Source organism: Paraburkholderia kururiensis JCM 10599 = LMG 19447 (assembly GCF_003986935.1).
Taxonomy (GTDB): Bacteria; Pseudomonadota; Gammaproteobacteria; order Burkholderiales; family Burkholderiaceae; genus Paraburkholderia; species Paraburkholderia kururiensis.
In genome coordinates this window covers 122,154-144,457 of the sequence record NZ_RJZE01000002.1, presented here as the reverse complement: position 1 = coordinate 144,457, position 22,304 = coordinate 122,154, and the positions used below count along the sequence as shown (strand labels likewise).

Annotated in this window: 18 protein-coding genes; 7 read left to right on the top strand and 11 right to left on the bottom strand. The window is 64.1% G+C overall.

All coding sequences use genetic code 11. From position 1 onward, the window contains the following. Window positions 1-50: 50 nt before the first annotated feature. Entirely contained in the window at window positions 51-2,399 is a 2,349-nt protein-coding gene (locus PKKP23_RS02815) for a Tex family protein (RefSeq protein WP_126875713.1), read from the bottom strand. Window positions 2,400-2,565: 166 nt separating this feature from the next. Here PKKP23_RS02815 and PKKP23_RS34395 point away from each other — a divergent pair, with 166 nt between their 5' ends. The 3 genes from PKKP23_RS34395 to PKKP23_RS02800 all read left to right on the top strand — a co-directional run bounded on the left by PKKP23_RS34395 (window position 2,566) and on the right by PKKP23_RS02800 (window position 6,135). Next, window positions 2,566-3,477, top strand: coding sequence for a colicin transporter (locus tag PKKP23_RS34395; protein ID WP_420873180.1), 912 nt, complete (start codon window positions 2,566-2,568; stop codon window positions 3,475-3,477). A gap of 110 nt (window positions 3,478-3,587) precedes the next feature. Then, window positions 3,588-3,821 carry a DUF465 domain-containing protein gene (locus PKKP23_RS02805; RefSeq protein ID WP_017778047.1) on the top strand — a complete coding sequence of 78 codons (234 nt, stop codon included), beginning with the start codon at window positions 3,588-3,590 and terminating at the stop codon, window positions 3,819-3,821. Window positions 3,822-3,882: 61 nt separating this feature from the next. Beyond that, complete coding sequence (locus tag PKKP23_RS02800; RefSeq protein WP_126875711.1) at window positions 3,883-6,135, top strand: DNA repair helicase YoaA; 2,253 nt, start codon at window positions 3,883-3,885, stop codon at window positions 6,133-6,135. 149 nt (window positions 6,136-6,284) lie between these two features. Here PKKP23_RS02800 and PKKP23_RS33705 read toward each other — a convergent pair whose 3' ends face one another. Further along, complete coding sequence (locus PKKP23_RS33705) at window positions 6,285-6,545, bottom strand: hypothetical protein (protein WP_081601951.1); 261 nt, start codon at window positions 6,543-6,545, stop codon at window positions 6,285-6,287. A 229-nt stretch (window positions 6,546-6,774) separates the two neighbouring features. Continuing rightward, window positions 6,775-8,013, bottom strand: a complete 1,239-nt coding sequence (locus PKKP23_RS02785; RefSeq protein ID WP_126875873.1) for a cupin domain-containing protein — start codon at window positions 8,011-8,013, stop codon at window positions 6,775-6,777. A gap of 32 nt (window positions 8,014-8,045) precedes the next feature. Between PKKP23_RS02785 and PKKP23_RS02780 the strand changes: the two genes are divergently transcribed. Further along, window positions 8,046-8,591: an FKBP-type peptidyl-prolyl cis-trans isomerase gene (locus tag PKKP23_RS02780; protein ID WP_126875710.1), complete on the top strand. Its 546-nt coding sequence runs from the start codon at window positions 8,046-8,048 to the stop codon at window positions 8,589-8,591. A 51-nt stretch (window positions 8,592-8,642) separates the two neighbouring features. Here the strand turns inward: PKKP23_RS02780 and PKKP23_RS02775 are convergent, their stop codons facing one another. The 4 genes from PKKP23_RS02775 to PKKP23_RS02760 form a co-directional block, all read right to left on the bottom strand. Continuing rightward, on the bottom strand, window positions 8,643-9,923 hold the full coding sequence (locus PKKP23_RS02775) for a hypothetical protein (RefSeq protein WP_420873187.1): 1,281 nt from the start codon (window positions 9,921-9,923) through the stop codon (window positions 8,643-8,645). Next, a complete protein-coding gene (gene mutS / locus PKKP23_RS02770) occupies window positions 9,910-12,630 on the bottom strand; it encodes a DNA mismatch repair protein MutS (protein ID WP_126875708.1) in 2,721 nt (906 codons plus the stop codon). The genes PKKP23_RS02775 and mutS overlap by 14 nt, the downstream gene beginning before the upstream one ends. A gap of 422 nt (window positions 12,631-13,052) precedes the next feature. Further along, on the bottom strand, window positions 13,053-14,351 hold the full coding sequence (gene lplT, locus PKKP23_RS02765; protein WP_017778053.1) for a lysophospholipid transporter LplT: 1,299 nt from the start codon (window positions 14,349-14,351) through the stop codon (window positions 13,053-13,055). A 253-nt stretch (window positions 14,352-14,604) separates the two neighbouring features. After that, a complete protein-coding gene (locus PKKP23_RS02760) occupies window positions 14,605-15,402 on the bottom strand; it encodes an inositol monophosphatase family protein (RefSeq protein WP_126875707.1) in 798 nt (265 codons plus the stop codon). Window positions 15,403-15,722: 320 nt separating this feature from the next. Here PKKP23_RS02760 and PKKP23_RS02755 point away from each other — a divergent pair, with 320 nt between their 5' ends. Next, complete coding sequence (locus tag PKKP23_RS02755) at window positions 15,723-16,589, top strand: RNA methyltransferase (RefSeq protein WP_420873186.1); 867 nt, start codon at window positions 15,723-15,725, stop codon at window positions 16,587-16,589. Between the two features lie 246 nt (window positions 16,590-16,835). Beyond that, window positions 16,836-17,714, top strand: a complete 879-nt coding sequence (cysE, locus tag PKKP23_RS02750) for a serine O-acetyltransferase (RefSeq protein ID WP_126875706.1) — start codon at window positions 16,836-16,838, stop codon at window positions 17,712-17,714. A gap of 58 nt (window positions 17,715-17,772) precedes the next feature. Here cysE and PKKP23_RS02745 read toward each other — a convergent pair whose 3' ends face one another. From PKKP23_RS02745 to PKKP23_RS02730, 4 genes are all read right to left on the bottom strand, one after another. Beyond that, window positions 17,773-18,570, bottom strand: a complete 798-nt coding sequence (locus PKKP23_RS02745; RefSeq protein WP_126875705.1) for a UDP-2,3-diacylglucosamine diphosphatase — start codon at window positions 18,568-18,570, stop codon at window positions 17,773-17,775. Between the two features lie 75 nt (window positions 18,571-18,645). Continuing rightward, window positions 18,646-19,140: a peptidylprolyl isomerase gene (locus PKKP23_RS02740; RefSeq protein WP_017778058.1), complete on the bottom strand. Its 495-nt coding sequence runs from the start codon at window positions 19,138-19,140 to the stop codon at window positions 18,646-18,648. Between the two features lie 166 nt (window positions 19,141-19,306). Next, window positions 19,307-19,888, bottom strand: coding sequence for a peptidylprolyl isomerase (locus PKKP23_RS02735; protein WP_026122101.1), 582 nt, complete (start codon window positions 19,886-19,888; stop codon window positions 19,307-19,309). Between the two features lie 90 nt (window positions 19,889-19,978). Further along, window positions 19,979-20,677 carry a tetratricopeptide repeat protein gene (locus PKKP23_RS02730; protein ID WP_126875704.1) on the bottom strand — a complete coding sequence of 233 codons (699 nt, stop codon included), beginning with the start codon at window positions 20,675-20,677 and terminating at the stop codon, window positions 19,979-19,981. 225 nt (window positions 20,678-20,902) lie between these two features. On the opposite strand from PKKP23_RS02730, the gene cysS reads away from it, so the two are divergent. Next, window positions 20,903-22,300 (top strand): cysteine--tRNA ligase, encoded by a 1,398-nt coding sequence (cysS, locus tag PKKP23_RS02720; protein WP_126875702.1) that lies wholly within the window; start codon window positions 20,903-20,905, stop codon window positions 22,298-22,300. Window positions 22,301-22,304: the final 4 nt, after the last annotated feature.

Genomic DNA, 22,304 nt, shown 5'->3' with positions numbered 1-22,304 from the left:
TATGCGGACGGCGCCGCTTTCGCACCGGCCGTCCTCGTGTACACCCGGCGTTAGCCGCGCTGCTTCAACTTCGCGAAGGCGGCCGCCATGGCGCCCACTGCTTCGGGCTCGCGCGAGCGCGGCTGCGGCCTTGCGCCGCCGCCGTTGCGTGGTTGCATGGCGCGTTCGTCCCGCGTGCCGCTGCGCTGCCCTGAGGCCGCGCCAGGAGCGACGTCGTCGTCCATCCGCATGGTGAGCGAGATGCGTTGGCGTTTCACGTCGACCTCGAGCACCTTGACCTTGACGATCTGGCCGGCTTTGACCACCTCGTGCGGGTCCTTGATGAACTTCGTCGACATGGCCGACACGTGCACGAGACCGTCCTGATGCACGCCGACGTCCACGAACGCGCCGAACGCCGCGACGTTGGTGACGACGCCTTCCAGCACCATGCCCGGCGAAAGATCGGAGATCTTCTCGACGCCTTCGCGGAACGTCGCCGTCTTGAATTCGGGACGCGGGTCGCGGCCGGGCTTTTCCAGCTCGGTGAGGATGTCGCGCACGGTGGGCAGGCCGAACCGGTCATCGACGAACTCGGTGGGCGAGAGTCCGGACAGCGCGTCGCGGTTACCCAGCACTTCGCCGATGCCGCGGCGAATCTTCGCCAGAATCCGTTCGACGACGGGATACGCTTCCGGGTGCACCGACGACCGGTCGAGCGGATTCTCGCCGCCATTGATGCGCAGGAAGCCGGCGGCCTGCTCGAAGGTCTTGTCGCCAAGGCGCGGCACCTTGCGCAGATGCTCGCGCGAGGGGAACGGACCGTTCGAGTCGCGGTAGTCGACGATATTGCGTGCAAGCGTAGCGTTGAGACCGGACACGCGCGCGAGCAGCGCGACCGACGCCGTGTTCGCATCCACGCCCACGGCGTTCACGCAGTCTTCGACCACCGCGTCGAGCGAGCGTGCCAGTTCGCGCTGATTTACGTCGTGCTGGTACTGTCCCACGCCGATCGCCTTCGGCTCGATCTTGACGAGTTCGGCGAGCGGGTCCTGCAGGCGTCGTGCGATCGATACCGCGCCGCGCAGCGAAACGTCCAGATCGGGGAATTCCTTCGCGGCGAGTTCCGAAGCCGAGTACACCGAGGCACCCGCTTCGGAGACCACGATCTTCTGCAACTTCAGTTCGGGATGGCGCGCGATCAGTTCGGTCGCGAGTCTGTCGGTTTCGCGCGAGGCCGTGCCGTTGCCGATGCTGACCAACTCTGCCTGCGTCTCGCGGGCAATGCGTGCGAGTTTCGCGAGCGAGCCATCCCAGTCGCGGCGCGGCTCGTGCGGGTAGATTGTGTCGGTGGCGAGCAGCTTGCCCGTGCGATCCACCACGGCGACCTTCACGCCGGTGCGCAGCCCCGGGTCAAGACCGATCACGGCGCGCGGACCCGCAGGCGCCGCGAGCAGCAGATCCTTGAGGTTGCGCGCGAACACGCGGATCGCTTCCGTTTCGGCCTGCTCGCGCAAATTCGTGAGCAACTCGTTTTCGATGTGCGGCTGCACCTTCACGCGCCAGCACCAGCGGCAGACATCGGCGAGCCATTTGTCGGCGGGATGGCCCTGATTCGCGATACCGAAGTGCCGCGCGATCATCGCCTCGCCGGGATGCGGCACCTGCGCGTCGAGTTCTTCGCCCAAGCCGAGCTTTACCAGCAGCACGCCGGCGTTGCGGCCGCGGAAGAGGGCGAGCGCGCGGTGCGACGGCACGGTTTTGATCGGTTCGTCGTAGTCGTAGTAGTCGCGGAATTTCTCGCCTTCTTCGCCCTCCTTGCCTTCGATCACGCTGGACGAGACCACGCCCTGGTTATAGAGGTAGTCGCGCAGCTTGCCGAGCAGCTCGGCGGTTTCGCCGAATTGCTCGGAGAGGATGTCGCGCGCACCGTCGAGCGCAGCCTTCACATCGGCCACGCCCTTTTCGGCATCGACGTACTTCGCCGCTTCCGTCTGCGGATCGAGCTGCGGATCGGCGAGCAGTGCGTCTGCGAGCGGTTGCAGTCCTGCTTCGCGCGCGATCTGGGCGCGTGTGCGGCGTTTCGGCTTATAGGGCAGATAAAGGTCTTCGAGCACCTGTTTGCTATCGGCGCCTTCGATCGCTGCACGCAGTTCGTCCGTGAGCTTGCCCTGTTCGTCGATGCTCGCGATGATCGCCGTACGGCGCTCTTCGAGCTCGCGCAGATAAAGGAGCCGCTCTTCGAGCGTACGTAGCTGCGTATCGTCCAGGTTCCCCGTCACTTCCTTGCGGTAGCGGGCGATGAACGGAACGGTCGATCCCTCGTCGAGGAGTTGTACGGCGGCTGCCACCTGACGTGGCTGGACCGACAGTTCGTTGGCGATGCGCTGTACGATCTTGAGTGCTACGGTGTCCGTCATAAGCTGTTCGATGCTCCTGCGAGGCCCGCGCCGCGGCGCGGAAAGCCGCGCGCCGGCGGGCCGGGCGCCTTGCGCGGCGGATTGCTGAAGCGGGGCATTTTGCCATAAATGCCCGAGCGCTCAAGCTCAGGGTGATAGAATTTCGGGCATGTTCCGTTGCCCTGTGATGACGTTGATAAACTTGCGTTTTTTCCCCGTTTTGCCCGGTATGGGCAGGGCTACCTCGGCACGGGATGTCGCGCCTGGCGCTGCACTTGTGATGGCTGCGTCGATCGCGATTTTTTCCGCGTCACCTGTTGCTGCGCAGACGCAGCCGGCGGGGCCTGCGGCCGGTGCCTTCGCTCCTGTTTCCAACGGTTCCGATACCGCCCCCGCGGCGCAAAGCGACTTCGACGTACGGCAAAAGGAGCTCGACCGGCGTGGGGCGGAGAACAACTATCGTTATGCCGTGGCGCAGCACAATTGCTACAGCACCTTCTTCGTCAATCACTGCCTTGGCAAGGCGCGCGATCAGATGCGCGCGGTCCAGGCGGATATCCGCAAGGAACAGCTCGCGCTCGACGACGAACAGCGTGCCGTGCGGGCGCAGCAGCGCGACCAGCAGGCGGCGCTCAGGCGTGCCCAGGACGAAGCCGACGCGCCGCAGCGGGCCGCAGACGAAGCACGCAATCAAGAGACCTACGAGGAAAAGCAGCGCCAGCATGCGCTGGACGAAGCCCAGCGCGCCGCCGAAGCGCCGCAGCGCGCGGCGAATGCCGCAGCGTTCGAGCAGAAGCAGCAGCAACACGCAGTCGATCAGGCGCGCCGTGGTCCGGACGCGGCACAAAAGGCAGCAAACCAGGCCGCGTACGACCAGAAACAGGCCGACTTCCAGCGGCAACTCGACGAGGCGCGTCACGAAGGCCAGCAGAAGGCCGTGGAGCGGCAGCAGAAGGCTCAGCGTTTCGAGCAGAAACAGGAAGACGCAACAAAGCATAAGGCTGACGTGGAAGAGCGCCAGCGCCAGGCGGCCGAAAAGGCGCAGCAGAAGCAGCAGGACCAGTTGAAGCAACAGCAGGGCCAGCAGCAGTCGCAGTAAGGCAGGAAGAGCGGCAGCAGCACCTGCGCTGCCGCTTGTCAGTCGGACGGCAACCTCAGGCGGAACCGCGCACGCGGCGCGGCGTTCGCCGCATCGGTGAGGAGGCGAGCATGCGCGATCAACATCATGTCAAGACCGAGGTCATTCGCGACCGCATTCTGCAACTGGAATCGGAGCACGGTGATCTGGACCGTTTGATCGAGAGGATGTCGGACGACCCCGGCTCCGATGACCTGGAGCTGCAGCGTCTCAAGAAGCGCAAGCTGAAGGTCAAGGACAACATCATCCTGTTGCAGCTGCAACTGGAACCCGATTCATTGAGTACATCCGACAGGCGCGTGTAACCGCGCCCTGGCAGGCGCCGGGGCCTATGCGCACGCCGGACTTTGCAGGAAACCGCTTGCCTTGAATTCATCGCCTGTTTCTCTTTCCGGTGCAGCGCCCGACGGCGACGCACCGGTGTCCGCTTTGCGCCCCAACGCCGGCGCGCCTGTGCTGAACGCCCGGCGCGTGTTGGAGCTCGACGCCATCTTCGCGGCCGACGGCGTGCTTGCGCGCGAAATCGAGGGCTACCGGCCTCGTGCCTCGCAGATCGAGATGGCGCGGGCCGTAGCGGCTGCCATGGAAGCCTCGGGGCGTGCTATGCCCGATCCGGACATGTTCGAGACGCAGAAACGCCCGGCGCGGCGCCTGCAAGGCGCGAGCACGTCCGGTGCGGATAACGGCATGGCCAGCTCCGGTGACGGCGAGCAGGCGGGTATCGATGGCGGCGAGAACACGCTGATCGTGGAAGCCGGCACGGGCACGGGCAAGACGTACGCCTACCTCGTGCCCGCCATGCTCTGGGGCGGCAAGGTGGTCGTGTCGACCGGCACCAAGCATCTTCAGGACCAGCTGTTTCAGCGCGACATTCCGACCGTGCGCGATGCGTTGGCCGTGCCGGTTTCGGTCGCGATGCTCAAGGGGCGCGCGAACTACCTTTGCCACTACTACCTCCAGCGCACCGCCGACAACGGACGCCTGCCGTCGCGCCAGGAAACGGCGTGGCTTCAGGAGATCGTGCGGTTCGCGAAAATAACGAAGTCGGGCGACAAGGCTGAACTCGCGAGCGTGCCGGAAACAGCTGCCGTATGGTCGATGGTGACCTCGACGCGCGAGAACTGCCTCGGCCAGGAATGTCCGAATTACAAGGACTGCTTCGTGATGCAGGCGCGCCGCGAAGCACAGCAGGCCGACATCGTGGTGGTCAATCACCATCTCTTCTTCGCTGACATCATGCTGCGCGACACGGGCATGGCGGAGTTGCTGCCCACGGCCAACACGATCATCTTCGACGAAGCACACCAGTTGCCCGAGACCGCGACGCTTTTCTTCGGCGAGACGCTTTCCACCGCGCAACTGCTCGAACTGGCGCGAGACTGTGTTGCCGAAGGGCTCAGTCATGCGCGTGATGCTGTCGAATGGGTGAAGCTCGGCGCGGCGCTCGAGCGCGCAGCGCGCGATGTGCGGCTGGCGTTCAAGGAAGACTCGGTGCGACTGTCGGTGGCGCAACTGCCGGAGGACCATCCGCTTTTTCCTGCGCTCGTTGCGGTCGAAACAGAACTTGCGGCACTCGCCACCGCCCTGGCCGGTCAAGCCGAACGGGCGGAGTCATTGGGTGCCTGCCTGCGCCGCGCACGCGAGTTGCAGGACACGCTTGCAGGATGGACCGTGCCCGAACCCGCGAACGCATCTTCGAAGCCGCAGGAGACGGCGCAGAACCCATCGGGTACGCAGGCCGCAACGGATCCTGAAGAGAAGGTCCGCTGGGTCGAGGTGTTTTCGCACACGGTTCAACTGCACGAGACGCCGTTGTCGGTGGCGCCCATCTTCGCGAAGCAGCGCGCTGGCGTACCGCGTGCGTGGGTTTTCACATCGGCGACACTGTCGGTGCGCGGCGACTTCACGCACTATGCCGCGCAGATGGGACTGAACGCGCGCCGTTCGATGACGCTGCCCAGTCCGTTCGATTATCCGACGCAAGGCTTGTTATACGTGCCGCGCAATTTGCCGCAGCCATCGTCGCCGGCATTCACGGACGCGGTGTTCGACGCGGCGCTGCCCGCCATCGAGGCTTCCGGCGGTGGCGTGTTCATGCTCTGTACGACGCTGCGTGCCGTGGACCGCATCGCGGCGAAATTGCGCGACACCATTGACGCTCGTGGATGGAATACACCGTTGCTCGTGCAAGGCGATGCGAGCCGCACGGAACTGCTGGAGCGATTCCGCGCCTACGGCAACGCCATTCTCGTGGGCAGCCAGAGCTTCTGGGAAGGGGTGGACGTGCGCGGCGATGCGCTGTCGCTCGTCGTCATCGACAAGCTGCCGTTCGCGCCGCCCGACGATCCGGTTCTGGCTGCGCGCCTCGACGCACTGGCCAGGAAGGGGCTGAGCCCGTTTGCGGTCCATCAGTTACCGCAGGCTGTCATCACGCTCAAGCAGGGGGCGGGGCGGCTCATTCGCGCAGAGACGGACCGCGGCGTGCTGATGATCTGCGACACACGACTCGTGGATAAGCCATATGGACGTCGGATCTGGCAGAGCTTGCCGCCGTTCAAGCGCACACGCGAGATCGAAGTCGTTCGGGAGTTTTTCGGCGAGCGAAAGCAGACCGGCTGATTGCCGGCATCAGAGACACCGTGCAAAACAAAACGCCACGAAGCGAACTTCGTGGCGTTTTGTTTTTGCCTGCCGGAAGCCGGACTTGCGTGTAGCACATCTGGCTTCTGGCAGACGTTCGCCCGAAGGCGAACTCGCGCAACAACGACTTACTGGCTTGCGCCCGAAGCCGGAGCAGCAGCCGAAGCGGCAGCGCCTGCGTCCGAAGCACCCGTCGTAGCCGAAGCAGCACCCGTGTCGCTCGCAGCGGCGGCGCTCGAAGCAGCACCCGTGTCGCTTGCAGCAGCAGCCGGTGCCGAAGCAGCCGACGTGTCGCTAGCGGCCGGGGCAGCGGCTTGATCGCTGCTCTTGTTGCAAGCAGCCAGTGCAACGGCTGCCAACAGGGATGCTACGAGGAGGGATTTCTTCATGATCACGTCCTTTTATGGTTAAAGGTAAGCAACAGCGCAAAATAATACCGGTAATGTGCTCCAACACCGACCCGGGCCGCTGGTGGAGACGCACTTCATGAGCGTGAATCTTCCCTACGGCTTGGGCGGAAATTATATGCACTTTCGTACCGACCGTCGACAAATGCGGGGTCAATACGTTGTCTTTCTCATACAGACGTTTCCGTAACGGTATAGCAGCTGGAAGGGCTTATGCAAGCCCGCCCAACTCTATCCAGCCCGCACAATACCACTCGTGCAGTAGTGCTGTCACCGACGAATCGTGTGAGAGTGTTACAAAGCGTTTCGCACTCAGCGCGCGACAATTCGCGAGATCGAGGAGCCATTTTTTGCTGGATGGAAGAGAGTTTTCCTCGCCATTCAGGAAATATGAGTGAATATCGTATAGCAGAACTGTTTTGCGGTGCAGGCGTACGCCGTCGTGTGAAGCGCGGTTCACAAACGCGGCTTCGTTGAGCGGACGCGCGGGCGGCTCGAACACCACATTCGACTTCGGTTCGCTTAGCCAGGCACCGAGAAATCCGGACACGTCGGCCTGGTTCCAGCGGATCTTCGTAAGGATCGCGCCGACTCGTTCCACCAGCGCTGCCGGCAATTGGGCAGGCTCGCTCACGGCGGGCTGTTTCGGATCGCTGTAGAGCGCGTCCTGCCCGCGGTGGGCGCCACCGCGTTCGGCCAGGTAGTAGAGGAACTGCGCGGCGAGTTCGCTTGCCGACGGCGCCCTGAAGCCGATCGAGCAAGTCATGCATTCACCGATCGCGATGCCGTCGTGTGCAATATGCGGCGGCAAATAAAGCATGTCGCCTGGTTCCAGGATCCATTCCTCTTCGGGCTCGAAGTGCGCGAGTACTTTCAATGGCAGGTCTTCGCGCAACGACAGATCGCGTTGTGCGCCGATACGCCAATGTCGCTTGCCATGTACCTGCAGCAAAAACACGTCGTATGAATCAAAGTGTGGCCCGACACCGCCGCCATCAGTCGCGTAAGAGATCATCAGATCGTCGAGCCGGGCGTCCGGCACGAAGCGGAACCTGTCGAGCAGCGCTCGGGCTCGGTCGTCGTGCAGGTCCACGCCCTGGACGAGTAACGTCCAGTCGCGTTGAGCGGTGCGCGGCAACGCAGTAGTGTCGAAGGGACCGTGGTCCAGTTTCCAGCGCCGCCGAAAATGCGTGACGAGACGGGACTCGACGTCGTCGTTCCCGGCCAGCTTGAACAGCTCATCGCGTGTAACCGGCGACGCAATGCCGGGCACTGCCTGACGGATCAGGAACGGCTTTTTCTGCCAGTACCGGCGCATGAATTGCGTCGGAGTGAGGCCGCCGAGCAATGGCGTGGGCTGGTCGGGGGAAGGCAGGCCGGAAGCCGGGGCTGACATGCGCGATGGGGTCGCGCGTTGGCCGGCCGGATGGTCGGAGGGCCGCTTGGGCATCGTATAATGTGATTTGTATTCTGGAGAATCGAATGAAAATCGCAAAGGACACTGTCGTTTCGGTCGCTTATAAGCTGTCGGATGCGCAGGGCAATCTGATTGAGGAAAGCGACGAGCCGATGGTCTATCTGCACGGCGGCTATGATGGCACGTTCCCCAAGATCGAGGAAGTGCTTGATGGGCAGGAGCCTGGCTTCGAAACCCAGATTCAACTTGAGCCGCAAGACGCGTTCGGCGAGTACGATCCCGACTTGGTGAAGATTGAACCGCGCAACCGCTTTCCCGAGCCGCTCGAAGTCGGCATGCAATTCGAGGGCACCCCCGAAGAGGGCGACGAAGACCTGGACACGCTCATCTACACAGTGACGGATGTTGCGGAAGACAAGGTCGTCCTCGATGGCAACCACCCGCTCGCTGGCATGGCCTTGCGGTTCGCGCTGACCGTCACGGAGGTGCGTCAGGCCACGGACGACGAGATCCAGCACGAGCACGCACACGGTGCGAATGGCCTCGAAGTTGTCGACGAAGATGAAGACGATGACGAGGGCGAAGGGGATTCAAAACCCACGTTGCACTGAGCCCTGCGGTATGCCGGCGTCGCCTGACGCCGGCTCAAGGTTCAAGAAGGCTCAAGGCGCAGTGCCCGTGCCACCCGGCGGCGGAACGGCATAACCTGGATGAGTCGTATTGTTGCCGTTACCTGTGCCGGAGTCGAGCGGCTGACTCGCAGGCTCGGCGAATGCCGACGAAGGAGCAGGTACATCGGGCGCGGACGATACTTCGGGCACAGTGGGCATGGCCGGAACCGGCGGCGCGCTGTCCCCTCCGGGTACGAGGGTCGGCGGCTGCGGCAGGGGCAAATCTTTCGGTACATCACGCACGCTGACGCGAAACGGCGGGTGCCGTGCCATGTCCGCATCGACCTCTATCCACTGCATAAGCTTGTTTCGCGGCGCAAATGCGATGCGCGTCAGATTGGCGACTCGCGCGCCTTTGTCGTTGCGTAGCGGCTGGTCGATCTGAAAACCGCCGGCTGGCCGGCCGTCGTCTTCGTGGATCACCACAACGGGGCCGCGAAATGTTTCGGCAAGTTTGACCAGACTCCGCTTGAACTCCAGATACCCGTCGCGCCGTTCGTGGCGTGCAAAGCGCAGCCATGCGAAGCGGTCCGGCCGCTCGTAGCGCTCAGGGTCCGGGTCGCCTTGAATGAATATCACGATTGCGCGCGCGCCATGGCGCCGCGCGTACTCGCCTGCATGTTCGAGCCAGAAGGCATTGGCGATCGTGCGATCCTCGAATTCACCATTGCGGCCGCCGGCGGTCAGGTAATGATTGTTGCCACCCGGCACGTTGAGTCCGATGAAGATGGTGTCATCCACCTGCCAGCGCACGTTTTCCCGGTACGGCCTGAAGCGCGACACCTCGCTTTCGCGAGTGAGTGGTAGACGCGTCTGTCCCATCGAGGTGGGGTCCGCAAACAGCGTTTGCCGCAACCGGTCGAGCCGCTCCACCGGATCGAAGTCACCCGCGTCGTGCGCTGAGCAGCCGACCCAGTCGTATTGGCCGGGTACGAATATCAGCGCCGGCCGCGCTGTTTCAAGCACCGCCTCGCGACGCTCGTAAAGCGCATCGCTGCAGGCTTCAGTGGGACCCTTGAGATTGCCGTCATAGACGATGAACGCCACGTTCCTGTTCAGTCCAGCGGCTTCGATCAGTCGCTGTGTAGCGGCTTCGTCGGCCGGGCCTCGTATTGCCCCTGAAACGACGGCAAACGAATAGCGCTGCCCCGCTGCTCGAGCCGGGACGCAGACAAGCCCAAGCACCGTGGCGACGAAGGCCGCCGCTGCGAGTGCTCTACGACACGCACGCCCGTGTGGCACAGCGTGCGCAGAACACTCAGCGTTTCTCATGCGGCGCCATCGCGAGCCCGTGCAATTCATAGAGCAGATCGAGTGCCTCGCGTGGCCGCAGTCCATCCGGGTCGATGGAACGAAGCCGTTCAGCAAGCGCTTCTGAGGCCGGATCGATCGATGATGCTTCGCGATACTGATCGTCTTCGTCCCGCACTTCATGGAGTGGCGCCGTTTCGTCGTCGACTTCTGCCATTGGTGGCGGAGCGAACAGATCGAGCTGTGGCGTTGGCTGTGCTGCCGACTGTTGCTCCAGCAGCGCGAGGTGCTTGCGTGCCGCACGGATGACGGCAGACGGTACGCCGGCAAGCTGCGCCACCTGAAGGCCGTAACTCTGGCTCGCCGGACCTTCGTTGACCGCGTGCAGGAACACGATCACATGCCCGTGCTCCACGGCCGACAGATGGACGTTGGCCGCCTGAGGAAACTCCGCGGGCAACTGCGTGAGTTCGAAGTAATGGGTGGCAAAGAGCGTATAGCAACTGTTGTGCGACAGCAGATGACGGGCAATGGCCCACGCGAGCGCCAGTCCATCGAAAGTCGAAGTGCCGCGACCGATTTCGTCCATCAGCACAAGACTTTGCGACGTCGCGTCGTTGAGGATCGCGGCGGCCTCGGTCATTTCCACCATGAACGTGGAGCGGCCCCCCGCGAGGTCGTCGGCGGCGCCGATGCGCGTGAAGATACGGTCGATCGGACCGAAGCGCGCGCGTCGCGCCGGCACGTAGCTGCCCACGTATGCCAGCAGCGCGATGAGCGCCGTCTGGCGCATGAATGTCGACTTGCCGCCCATGTTCGGGCCGGTGATGAGCAGCAGCTTGCGTTCGGCGTCGAGCCGGCAGTCGTTTGCGATGAACTGCTCGACCTGGGCTTCGACGACGGGATGCCGTCCCTGTTCGATCTCGATGCCCGCGCTTTGGTCGAACGCAGGCGCGACCCAATCGAGCGCTCGCGCGCGTTCCGCGAAGGTGGCGAGTACGTCCAGTTCCGCGAGCGCGGCCGCAACACGCTGGCAGTCGGGAATGAACGGGAGCAGCGATTGCAGGAGCGCGTCGTAGAGCGCGCGCTCACGCGCGAGCGCGCGTTCCTGGGCCGACAGTGCCTTGTCTTCGAATGTCTTCAGCTCGGGCGTGATGTAGCGCTCGGCATTCTTGAGTGTTTGACGCCGCCGATAGTCGTCGGGCACCTTGTCGGTTTGCCCGCGCGTCACTTCGATATAGAACCCGTGAACCTTGTTGTACTCGACCCGCAGATTGTTGATGCCGGTGCGCTCGCGTTCGCGCGTTTCGAGTTCGAGCAGAAACTGGCCGCAGTTTTCCGAGATGTCGCGCAACTCGTCGAGTTCGGCGTCGTAGCCGCGCGCGATGACGCCGCCGTCGCGCACCATGGCTGCGGGCTCCGGCGCGACCGCGCGAGTCAACAACTCCACGCAGGGAGCAGGCGGCTCCAGCATCGCTTCGATGTGGGAAAGCATAGGTGAGGCGCTGCTGACAGCAGCCATCTGCTCGCGCAGCGACGGCAATGCGATGAACGTGTCGCGCAAGCTCGAAAGGTCACGCGGACGTGCCGAGAGCAGGGCGAGCCGCCCCGTAATCCGCTCGACGTCCGCGATCTGGCGCAGTGCGGTACGCAGGGCATCCAGACTGGCTGGCGGCGGCGCCTCCAGGAGCGCGCCGATGGCCTGCTGACGCGCGCCGGCAATCGACGCGTCGCGCGGCGGATGATGCAGCCAGTGACGCAGCAGCCGGCTCCCCATCGTCGTACTGCACGTGTCGAGTAATGAGCACAGCGTCGGCGATTCGGTGCCGCGCAGCGTTTCCGTGAGTTCGAGGTTACGACGCGTGGCGGGATCGAGCCCGATGTACTCGGACTCGTATTCGACCTTGAGACTGCGCACGTGCCGCAATTGCTGGCCTTGCGTAGCGGCAGCGTAAAGCAGCAGGGCGCCCGCGGCGCCGCATGCGCTCGTCATCGTCTGAGCACTGAAGCCGTCCAGACTGGCCACTTCCATTTGTTCGCAGAGCCGCTGCGTGCCAGCTGCCACATCGAAGTGCCACGCCGGAACACGCGTCAACGCACCGGAGCCGGGTGGCGGCGACCACGCGTTTGCGTCAGCGGGAGCATCGGCGACCAGGATTTCGGCGGGACGAATGCGCTCGAAGGCAGCCGCCACCTGGTCGGGTGCCACTTCCGCAAGGCGCAGTGCACCGCTCGCGAGATTGAGCCACGCGAGCCCCACGTTGACGACCACGCCGCGCCGGTTGTGTCCGGCGCACACGGCCATCAGGTAGACGTCGCTCTTGTCGGCGAGCAGTGCCGCGTCGGTGAGCGTCCCGGGAGTAACCACGCGAACCACCTTGCGCTCCACCGGTCCTTTCGAGGTAGCTGGGTCGCCGATCTGTTCGCAAATGGCCACGGACTCGCCGAGCTTCACGAGCTTCGCGAGATATTGCTCGACAGCGTGATGCGGCACGCCAGCCATCTTGATGGGGATACCGGCCGAAGCGCCACGCTGCGTCAGCGTGAGATCGAGCAGGCGTGCGGCTTTTTCGGCGTCGTCGTAGAAGAGCTCGTAGAAGTCACCCATCCGGTAGAACACGAGTGTGCCGGGATGCTCAGCCTTGATGCGCAAGTACTGCTGCATCATCGGAGTATGGGCAGCGAAGCTCTGCTCGGGCACGGTTTCGACGCTGGTTTCTGTTTTCATTCAATCGATTGCTGAAAGGCGTGTTCGGACATTTGCGGACATTCGGTCCCGTTTAGGCCGTGTCCTCATTGTTGACAGGGCGCGAACGGGGACCTGCAGCTTCGGTTCGACGACTATACTTCGCGCCCCATCGCAGGGCTATAGGCCAGCCGGCCAAAGCGTTCCGCACTGAGAGTCCGACGGTTAATCGCGCGTCCCGCCTGCCGGAGGCCAGCACACGCTTCGGTGAACGGGAGCCGTATGGCCGAACCTCGACCCGGCGGCGGTGGGACGGGCAGTCGCCTGAAACACAGCGAAAGGCCGTCGAGGTCAATGCGAAGCGGGCTTGGGTAGCTAAGGCGAATGTCGAAAACAAGCCCTACATTCTAGGGGATTCGAAGCGTGGCACACGTGTCCCGCTACGATGCAGCGGCGCGCCCGCCTCATTCCTCCACCAGTGCCCGCATGTCGACTTCGCGGCTGTTCGCCGCGCTGCGTCGTTTCGCAAGCCAGATCAGCAACGTGACGAATGATCCGAACACGACGATGATCCATTGCACCGGCAATTTCGCAATGAGCAGCAGGGCATAGGCGCCCAGCATCAGCAGCACCGCCAGGTTCTGGTTGAAGTTCTGCACGGCGATGGAGTGGCCCGCCGAGAGCAAAGCGGCGCCCCGGTGCTGGAGGACCGCGTTCATCGGCACGATGAAAAAGCCCGCCAATGCGCCGAGCCCGATCATCAGCGGCCACGCGAAGAGCATGTAGAGCGGCACCGTGAAATTCGCGAAGCGGATGCCGGCGCCCGCCGGGAAAAGTCCCTTGCTGTAGAACGCCATGGCGACTGTGACGATGCCGGTCAGCATGCCGATCGGCAGTACGCGAAGGGACGTGCGCAGCGAAATCCACGCAGCCGCCGCAGCGGCGCCCAACGCGACGCCAAGTCCTGTCACGCCCTGCATGACGGCGGCCTTCGAAAGCGATAGCCCAAGGTTCGCATCGGCCCACTTGAGTACGAGCAATTGCAGCGTCACCGCAGCGCCCCACATCAACGTGGTCACCCACAGCGCGATCTGCGCGAGCTTGTCGGCCCACAGCACGTGGAAGCAATGCAGAAAATCGCCGGTCAGCTTTGCCGGCTGCATGAGCCGATTGGGATAGCGCGCGCCGGTATCCGGTATGCCGATGTTGATGATCGCCGCGGCCGCGTAGACCAGCATCACGGCGAACATGGCGAGGTCTGCGGCGGTGCGGATGACCGGCAGATCAAGGTGTGCCACCAGTTTCCCCGCATAGGCGCTCACGAGCGCGCCGCCCAGCATCGTGCCGACGATGGTCGAGAGCACTGTGGCCGACTCGAGCCACGCGTTCGCCGCGACGAGCCGCTCGGCCGGCAGCAGTTCGGTGAGAATGCCGTACTTGGCGGGCGAATAGGCCGCCGCGCCGAAGCCGACCACGCCATAAGCAACGATGGGATGCACGCCCACGAGCATCAGCAGACAGCCGCCGGCCTTGAGCGCGTTGGAGATGAACATCACGTGGCGCTTTTGCAGCGCATCCGCGAAGGCGCCGACGAACGGCGCGAGCAGCACGTACGAAATCGTGAAGAATATCTGCAGCAGCGGCGTGATCCACGACGGCGAACGGATGACCGCGAGAAGAGCGATGGCGGCGATGAGCAGCGCATTGTCCGCAAGCGACGAGACGAACTGCGCGGCAATGATCGTGTAGAAGCCTTTTTTCATGGAGCGGGCGGAGAAACCGTCGGATACGTGCACTGCTGGCAAGCCATCACGTGGCTAGCGCGAGAACACCAGAACATTGGGCTCGCGAGACAGGGCGCGGCTCGCGAGCTTGCAGGCAGGCCATGCAATCGCCGCGCCAAACAAAAAAAGCGGCCGAAGCCGCTTTGCGATCATAGCGCGTGCGCGAAAGGCGCGTCACGAAGCGCCCAGCACGCAGCGCGGCGCGGTGTGCCGCGCCGGCGTGTGCGTCCGGTCAGGCCGTTTTGGTGTGGCTGTACTTCGAGAGGATCGGCACCATCTGCGCGTAGATCTTCGGGTTGGCCGCCACGATCTCGCCGAGATTCAGGAAGTTCGAGTCGCCCGTGTAGTTGCCCACCAGTCCGCCCGCTTCGGTCACGAGCAGGCTGCCCGCGGCCATGTCCCACGCGCTGATGCCTTGCTCGAAGAAACCGTCGACGCGGCCCGCAGCAACGTTGGCGAGGTCGAGCGCGGCGGCGCCGGGCCGGCGCAGGCCGGCGCAGGCGTTCGTCATTTCGGCGAACAGGCGGCAGTAAGCGTCGAGCGTGTCCTTTTCGCGGAACGGGAAGCCGGTGCCGATCAGGCCGTCTGCCAGGCGGTCGCGCCGGCCGACGCGAATGCGGCGGTCGTTGAGGAACGCGCCGCGTCCGCGCGACGCCGTGAAGAGGTCGTTGCGCGTCGGATCGTAGACCACGGCCTGGGTGACGATGCCGCGATGCGCGAGCGCGATCGACACGCAGTAGTACTGGAAGCCGTGAATGAAGTTGGTGGTGCCGTCGAGCGGATCGATGATCCACTGGTACTCCGACTCGTTCTCCGAACGGCCGGACTCTTCGGCGAGGATCGCGTGATCGGGATAGGCGGTTTTCAGCGTGTCGATGATGGCGGCTTCGGAGGCCTTGTCGACTTCGGTGACGAAGTCGTTGTGCTGCTTCTTGCTCACCTGGATGAGGTCCAGATCGAGCGATGCGCGGTTGATGATCTGTCCGGCGCGGCGAGCGGCCTTGACAGCGATGTTGAGCATGGGATGCATGAGACAGGATCCTTATGCCGGCGCCACGGGAGCGGTCCGCCGGATGTAACGAAAGTGGGCGATACAGCTTGAAGCGGCCGGCCCGGCGCGCCTCGCAGCCGTCCTGCCAACGACACACGAATTGAAGAAGAGCGATGCGCACCGGCAATGGCGCGCGCGAAACAGCGTGATTTTACCCGAGTCGGCGTGCGTGTTGGAGGATGGAGCGTTTGAGGTCTGCCGCGGATGGCTGTGCGAGGAGTTTGCGGGAAGGTCGTCGCTGTTGGCCACCTGGCCAGAGCGCGTCCCGCCTGGCCTCGCGCTACCATACCCTTTTTCGCATGGTAGGTAGCCAGCCGATCGTGGTTTCGTCTCGAACATCTTCTTCTGTAGCAACGCCGGAGGCCGCAGCCGAAGGCATCAGTCCCGTGCGCGGCGGTTTTACCTCGACACGCTTCGTGCTCGTGGAGCCCAGCCATCCGGGCAATGTCGGTGCGGCGGCGCGCGCGCTCAAGACTATGGGTTTTTCGCGCCTCGTGCTGGTCGCGCCGCGCGTCGCGCAGGTGCAGACTGATCCGGAAGCCATTGCCATGGCGAGCGGGGCCGACGACGTGCTCGCCAACGCGCATGTCGTGCCGACACTTGCCGAGGCGCTGGCCGGCGTGCATTGGTCGCTTGCGCTTACCGCTCGGTCGCGGGAATACGGTCCGCCGCCCGGGGCGCCGCGCGCCATGGCCGGCGAGGCCTGCCGGCTCGCCGCCACGGGCGACATCGCGCTGGTTTTCGGCAACGAGCGAACGGGGCTGTCGAACGAAGACGTCGAACGCTGCACCGCGTTGGCGCACATTCCGGCCAATCCGGCCTACAGTTCGCTCAACCTGGCGCAGGCGGTCCAGGTGCTGTCGTACGAATTGAGGATGGCCTACCTCGATGCGGGCGGCGAGACTGCGTCAGCGCCGGGGCAACCGGCGCAAACCGTGGGGACGCTCGCCGCGAACGATGAAATCGAGCGGATGTACGTGCACCTGGAGAACGCGCTCATCGCGCTGGAGTTCCTCGATCCCGCGAACCCCAAGAAACTGATGTCACGCCTGCGGCGCCTCTTCAGCCGCTCGGGGCTGGAGCGCGAAGAGGTCAATATCATTCGAGGTATCGCGAAGCGCATCCTGTTGCTCAAGTCGCGGGAACCGGGCGAAGGGCCGTCGTGACCTGTTGTGACGGGCAACCCCGCAGCGAAAGGGGTTACCCGACGGGCGGCGGCCGATCGCCTACAATCCATGAACCGTTCGAAGTAAAGCAGGAAAAATGCGTTGGCGGCAGTCGTTGCTGCGGTTGCCGCCCGCGGTTGTCGTTGCAGCTGTCCTTGCTGTCATCGAATCCGTTGTTGCCGCCGTTCGCCGCTGCGCGTTGCCCGCCGTGCGCAGCCGTTGCCCACCTGTCCGAGCGTCACTGCCATGTTCACGAGACTTCGCGAAGATATCGCCACGATCCGCGAGCGCGATCCCGCTGCACGCAGCGCTTGGGAAGTGCTCACGTGCTATCCGGGACTCCACGCGCTCGTATTGCATCGTGTCGCGCACGCATGCTGGCGCGCAAAGCGACGTTGGATGGCCCGTTTCGTTTCACAGATGGCGCGCTTTCTGACCGGCATCGAGATTCATCCGGGCGCGACTATCGGCCGGCGCGTGTTCATCGACCACGGCATGGGCGTTGTGATCGGCGAAACGGCCGAGGTCGGTGACGACTGCACGATCTACCAGGGCGTGACGCTCGGCGGCACGTCGCTCACGCGTGGTGCGAAGCGCCATCCCACGCTCGAGCGCGGCGTGATCGTGGGCGCGGGGGCAAAGGTGCTTGGCGGCTTCACCATCGGCGCGGAAGCCAAGATCGGCTCGAACGCGGTCGTGATCAAGCCCGTACCGGCGGGCGGTACGGCCGTGGGCAATCCCGCGCGCGTGATCCTGCCGGCGAAAACCGAGCCCGCGCGCGGTAAACCCCACGGCCAGGCCGGCACACGCCCGGGCTTTTGCGCCTACGGCATTACACCCAACGCAGACGATCCGGTCTCGCTCGCCATTCACGGACTCATTGACCACGCGGCGACGCAGACGCAGCGCGTCGACGAAATCGTCGCGGCGCTGGAACGGCTCGGCGCAAAGCTGGAGGCCCTGCATGGTGCCGATGCGGCGCTCGTGGACCTGCGGCGGCTGTCCGCCGTGATCGAAGGAAGCGAAAGTGGCGAGCGTGCGAAGCGCAGCAGTCAGCAGGCCGATCAGGCTGATAGCACCGCAGCCGAGCATGCCGAAGTTGCGGCAACGGCGCCCCGCGACTGACGGTGGGCTCGCCCGGCTCCGGGCGAGCGGAGCAAGCTGACCGCCGGCGAACCCTTCGTCAATCGAGCGGCATCATCTTGAAGCCTTCGGCGTCGACGCGCAGGTAGCCGCCACGCGGTGCGCCGTGGTCGAGTTCCCAGTCGGGCAGCACCCAGCGTGTGCCCGCCGACTCGCGATGTTTCGCGGGCCGGTGTGTGTGCCCGTGAACGAGCACGGCCGCGCTGCTCAGCTTGAAGAGCGCATCCACACCTTTTTTCGTGACGTCATAGCGCGGCAACGGCGGACGCTCGCGTCCCGCCTCGCTCGACCGGCGCATGCGTTCGGCCAGTGCCTGACGCCAGCTGAACGGCCACGCGAGGAACAGTAGTTGCAGCAGACGGTTGCGTGCGAAGCGCCTGAAGATCTGATAGCCGCGGTCGGCCGTGCATAAGGCGTCGCCGTGCGCGAGCGCGATGCGTGTGCCGAAGGCGGTAATGGCGATGGGGTCCGGCAGCCAGATCGCGCCGGCCGCCTTCATAAAACGCTTGCCCAGCAGGAAATCGCGATTGCCGTGCATCACGTAAAGCGCGATGCCGCGCTCGGAGAGGGTGTGCATCAGTTCGACCATGCGCTTCACGAACGGGTCGGCGAGCATGTCGTCGCCCACCCAGTACTCGAACAGATCGCCGAGGATGAACACGGAGTCGGCCTGATCCGCGGTGACGCGGATGAAATGCTCGAAGGCGGCGACCGTGCGCGGAATCGCGTCGCTCAGATGCAGATCCGAGGCGAACAGAAACGGGCGTGCCGCGTGTGGGCGTTTGCCCTCGCCGGGCACGCCCGCAGCGGCGTTTCGTAATGATTTTTCCTGCAGCATGGGGCGTCAGTCGGTACCCGGTTGGCGCCTCATCGAATGCGGGTCGACGAGGCGCTATCGACGCGCGTTGAACGCTTATTCGACAATGACGGCCTTTTCGATCACGACGTCGTCGACCGGCACGTCCTGGTGAAAGCCCTTCGAGCCGGTCTTCACCTTCCTGATCTTCTCGACCACGTCGAGTCCGTCCACCACCTTGCCGAACACGGCGTAGCCCCAGCCTTGCGGCGTCGGCGACGAGTGGTTCAGGAAGTCGTTGTCGTTCACGTTGATGAAGAACTGGGCCGTGGCCGAGTGCGGATCGTTCGTGCGCGCCATCGCGATGGAGCCGTTCACGTTCTTCAGGCCGTTGTTGGCTTCGTTGTCGATCGGCGCGTCGGTGGGCTTTTGCTTCATGCCGGGCTCGAAGCCGCCGCCCTGGATCATGAAGCCGTCGATCACGCGGTGAAAGATCGTGTTGTCGTATTGACCCTTGCGGACATAGTTCAGGAAATTCTCGACCGTCTTCGGCGCCTTTTCGGCGTCCAGTTCGAGCTTGATGACGCCGTGGTTCGTATGCAGTTCGACCATGATGGGATCCTTGCGAGGGGAGGGGTGAAAGAGCGGTGCGGCACCGCGGCGTGAAAGCTGCCGGGCAGTGCCACACCGGGTGCGGGGGTGGTCTGGATGGCGCAGGCCGTTTGCTCTGGTGAAGGGCGGGCGGCCTGCCGCTTCCTGCGTGCTGCTTGCTCGCTTCTTACTTGCCGACGACCGTGGCCGATTCGATCACGATGGGCTTTTGCGGCACGTCGCCCATCGGACCGCGTGTGGTGGTGGGCGAGGCTTCGATCTTCTTCACGACGTCCATGCCCGACGTCACCTTGCCGAATACAGCATAGCCGTTGCCATCCGGATTCGGATAGTCGAGACCGGCGTTGTCCACGGTGTTGATGAAGAACTGCGCCGTGGCCGAGTTCGGGTCGCTCGTGCGTGCCATCGCGATCGTGCCCGTCACGTTCTTCAGGCCGTTCTGGCTTTCGAGCGGGATGGGGGCGCGAGTCGGCTTCTCAGCAAAGCTTGTCGTGTAGCCGCCGCCCTGGATCATGAAGCCGCGAATCACGCGATGGAAGATCGTGCCGCTGTACTGGCCGGACTTCACGTAGTCGAGAAAGTTCGCGACCGTTTTCGGCGCCTTCTCGGGATAGAGTTCGACGCGGATGTCGCCGTCAGACGTGTGCAGCAGGACCTGCGGATGGGCCGCCGTCTGCGCGGATTGCGCGAAGGCGGGAGCGTTCGCAATCAGGGCGGCGCTGCCGAGCGCCAGCATCAACCATTTCATGAAGATCCTCGGAGGGGGATGCGTTGAAAAAAACAGGTTGGAAAAAGCGGGTTGGAAAAGCGCGTCACGGACGTTGGCGTCGTGCGCCGCTCATTGCGACGGCGCCATGTACGGCGGCACGGCGAGCGAACCGGTGGGACCGCCGAAGGTGAAGGCGGGATTGTTCGTCAGATCGGACGACGCGCGGTTCGTATAGTCTTCGACGGGAATCTTCTTCGCACGCCGCGGCGTGGCAGGCGGCGAGACGATCTTCTGCAGGTCGGCAAGACGCTGCTGCGTCACCGCGCTCGCACGTCCCAGCGATTGCGCGCGGCGATACGATGCGTCGGCAAGACGCAGGTACAGGTCGCCGAGATTTTCGTAGGCGAGGCCATAGGACGGATTGGTCTTCACCGCCGTTTCGAGCGCGACACGCGCCTCGTCGTAACGACCGTGCTTCGCGTAAAGCGCCGCGAGATTGTTGTACGGCTCGGGCAGCTCGGGGTACATCTGCGTGAGTTCGGTGAAGGCGGTGATGGCTTCGTCGTCGCGATTCAGACGCGCGAGCACGGTGGCTCGCTTGAATCGTGCCTGCGCATCGCGAGGATTCGATGCAATGCGCGCGTCGAGGTCCTTGAGCGCGCCCGCCCAGTCTTTCTGCGCGATGGCCGCGTCGATCTGCGGCGTACCGTCGGTCACGGCCCTCGTCTGTGCATGGACGGTCGTGCTGCCAAGCGCGAACGCGAAGCCCGCGAAGGCCGTCGCGGCGAGGGTTGCAGCGTATCGCGCGCGGCCGCTGGAAGATTTCATAGGGATAGGTCGGGGTGTTATACTCCGAGCCATTCTAACAAAAGGTCTGCGCGTTTTCGCCTAACCGCAGACTCATTGTTCGTCACCCTCGGTCGTCTCCGCCTGATCGCAATCCCGCACAACACCGGCTGTACCAGTTTGCGGTGTTTGTCCCCGGCGCCGTCGCACGGCCCGCGGCTTGCATGATTTGCCACGCGGACGTCTTTCGGCCCACGCATCGTCTCTATGGAATCACTGCGCATCTACAACACGCTTGCCCGTGACAAGCAACCTTTCGTGCCGCTTCAGGAAGGCTCCGTGCGGATGTACGTCTGCGGCATGACGGTGTACGACTATTGTCACGTGGGTCACGCGCGCGTAATGGTGGTGTTCGATATCGTCCAGCGGTGGCTGCGTACGCTCGGCTACAAGGTCACGTATGTGCGCAACATCACCGACATCGACGACAAGATCATTCGTCGCGCCGTCGAAAACGGCGAGACGATCAAGTCGCTCACGAGCCGCTTCATCGATGCGATGCACGAAGACGCCGACGCGCTCGGCGTCGCGCGGCCCGACATCGAGCCGCGCGCAACCGACTTTATCCCGCAGATGCTCGGCATGATCGAGACGCTCGAAGCGAACGGCTACGCGTATCGCGCCGCGGACGGCGACGTGAATTACGCGGTGCGGCGTTTTGCGGGCTACGGCAAGCTCTCGGGCAAATCACTTGAAGACCTGCGCGCGGGCGAGCGCGTGGCCGCGAACGACGCGAAGCAGGATCCGCTCGACTTCGTGCTCTGGAAACAGTCGAAGCCCGACGAGCCCGCCGACACCGGATGGGATTCGAAGTACGGGCGCGGGCGTCCCGGCTGGCATATCGAATGCTCGGCGATGGGTTGCACGCTGCTCGGCGAACACTTCGACATTCACGGCGGTGGACAGGACCTGCAGTTTCCGCACCACGAGAACGAAATCGCGCAGAGCGAGGGTGCAACGGGCCAAACGTTCGTCAATTACTGGATGCACAACGGCTACGTGCAGATCGACAACGAGAAGATGTCGAAGTCGCTCGGCAACTTCTTCACGATCCGCGAGGTGCTCGCGAAGTACGACGCCGAAGTCGTGCGTTTTTTCATCGCGCGTGCGCACTATCGCTCGCCGCTCAACTACAGTGACGTTCATATCGACGACGCGCGCAATGCGCTCACGCGTCTTTACACGGCGTTGAAAGACGTGGCGCCGGACGCGGGCGAACTCGACTGGAACGAAACGTATGCCGCGCGTTTTCGTGCGGCGATGAACGACGACTTCAATACGCCGGTGGCGGTCGCGGTGCTGTTCGAACTGGCCACCGAGGTGAACCGCACGCGCGACGCAGCGCTTGCGCGGCAGCTCAAGCAGCTTGCTGCCATCGTCGGTCTGCTGGGTCGCGATCCGCGTGCGTATCTGCAGCAGGCAGCGGGCGCGTCGGAGGCTGGCGGTCTCGATGCAGCCGCGATCGAAGCAAAGATCGCCGAGCGTGCGGCAGCCAAGAAGGCGAAGCATTACGCCGAAGCGGACCGGATCCGGGCGGAACTGCTCGAAGCCGGTGTCGCACTCGAAGACAAACCGGGCGGGTTGACCGAGTGGCGCCGCGTTTAAGCGC

Bases quoted from the DNA above. Each gene is read 5' to 3' on its own strand.
- PKKP23_RS02815 (WP_126875713.1), bottom strand. From the start codon at position 2,399: ATGACGGACACCGTAGCACTCAAGATCGTACAGCGCATCGCCAACGAA.
- PKKP23_RS34395 (WP_420873180.1), top strand. From the start codon at position 2,566: ATGACGTTGATAAACTTGCGTTTTTTCCCCGTTTTGCCCGGTATGGGC.
- PKKP23_RS02805 (WP_017778047.1), top strand. From the start codon at position 3,588: ATGCGCGATCAACATCATGTCAAGACCGAGGTCATTCGCGACCGCATT.
- PKKP23_RS33705 (WP_081601951.1), bottom strand. From the start codon at position 6,545: ATGAAGAAATCCCTCCTCGTAGCATCCCTGTTGGCAGCCGTTGCACTG.
- PKKP23_RS02785 (WP_126875873.1), bottom strand. From the start codon at position 8,013: ATGCCCAAGCGGCCCTCCGACCATCCGGCCGGCCAACGCGCGACCCCA.
- PKKP23_RS02780 (WP_126875710.1), top strand. From the start codon at position 8,046: ATGAAAATCGCAAAGGACACTGTCGTTTCGGTCGCTTATAAGCTGTCG.
- PKKP23_RS02775 (WP_420873187.1), bottom strand. From the start codon at position 9,923: ATGAGAAACGCTGAGTGTTCTGCGCACGCTGTGCCACACGGGCGTGCG.
- mutS (WP_126875708.1), bottom strand. From the start codon at position 12,630: ATGAAAACAGAAACCAGCGTCGAAACCGTGCCCGAGCAGAGCTTCGCT.
- lplT (WP_017778053.1), bottom strand. From the start codon at position 14,351: ATGAAAAAAGGCTTCTACACGATCATTGCCGCGCAGTTCGTCTCGTCG.
- PKKP23_RS02760 (WP_126875707.1), bottom strand. From the start codon at position 15,402: ATGCATCCCATGCTCAACATCGCTGTCAAGGCCGCTCGCCGCGCCGGA.
- PKKP23_RS02755 (WP_420873186.1), top strand. From the start codon at position 15,723: ATGGTAGGTAGCCAGCCGATCGTGGTTTCGTCTCGAACATCTTCTTCT.
- cysE (WP_126875706.1), top strand. From the start codon at position 16,836: ATGTTCACGAGACTTCGCGAAGATATCGCCACGATCCGCGAGCGCGAT.
- PKKP23_RS02745 (WP_126875705.1), bottom strand. From the start codon at position 18,570: ATGCTGCAGGAAAAATCATTACGAAACGCCGCTGCGGGCGTGCCCGGC.
- PKKP23_RS02740 (WP_017778058.1), bottom strand. From the start codon at position 19,140: ATGGTCGAACTGCATACGAACCACGGCGTCATCAAGCTCGAACTGGAC.
- PKKP23_RS02735 (WP_026122101.1), bottom strand. From the start codon at position 19,888: ATGAAATGGTTGATGCTGGCGCTCGGCAGCGCCGCCCTGATTGCGAAC.
- PKKP23_RS02730 (WP_126875704.1), bottom strand. From the start codon at position 20,677: ATGAAATCTTCCAGCGGCCGCGCGCGATACGCTGCAACCCTCGCCGCG.
- cysS (WP_126875702.1), top strand. From the start codon at position 20,903: ATGGAATCACTGCGCATCTACAACACGCTTGCCCGTGACAAGCAACCT.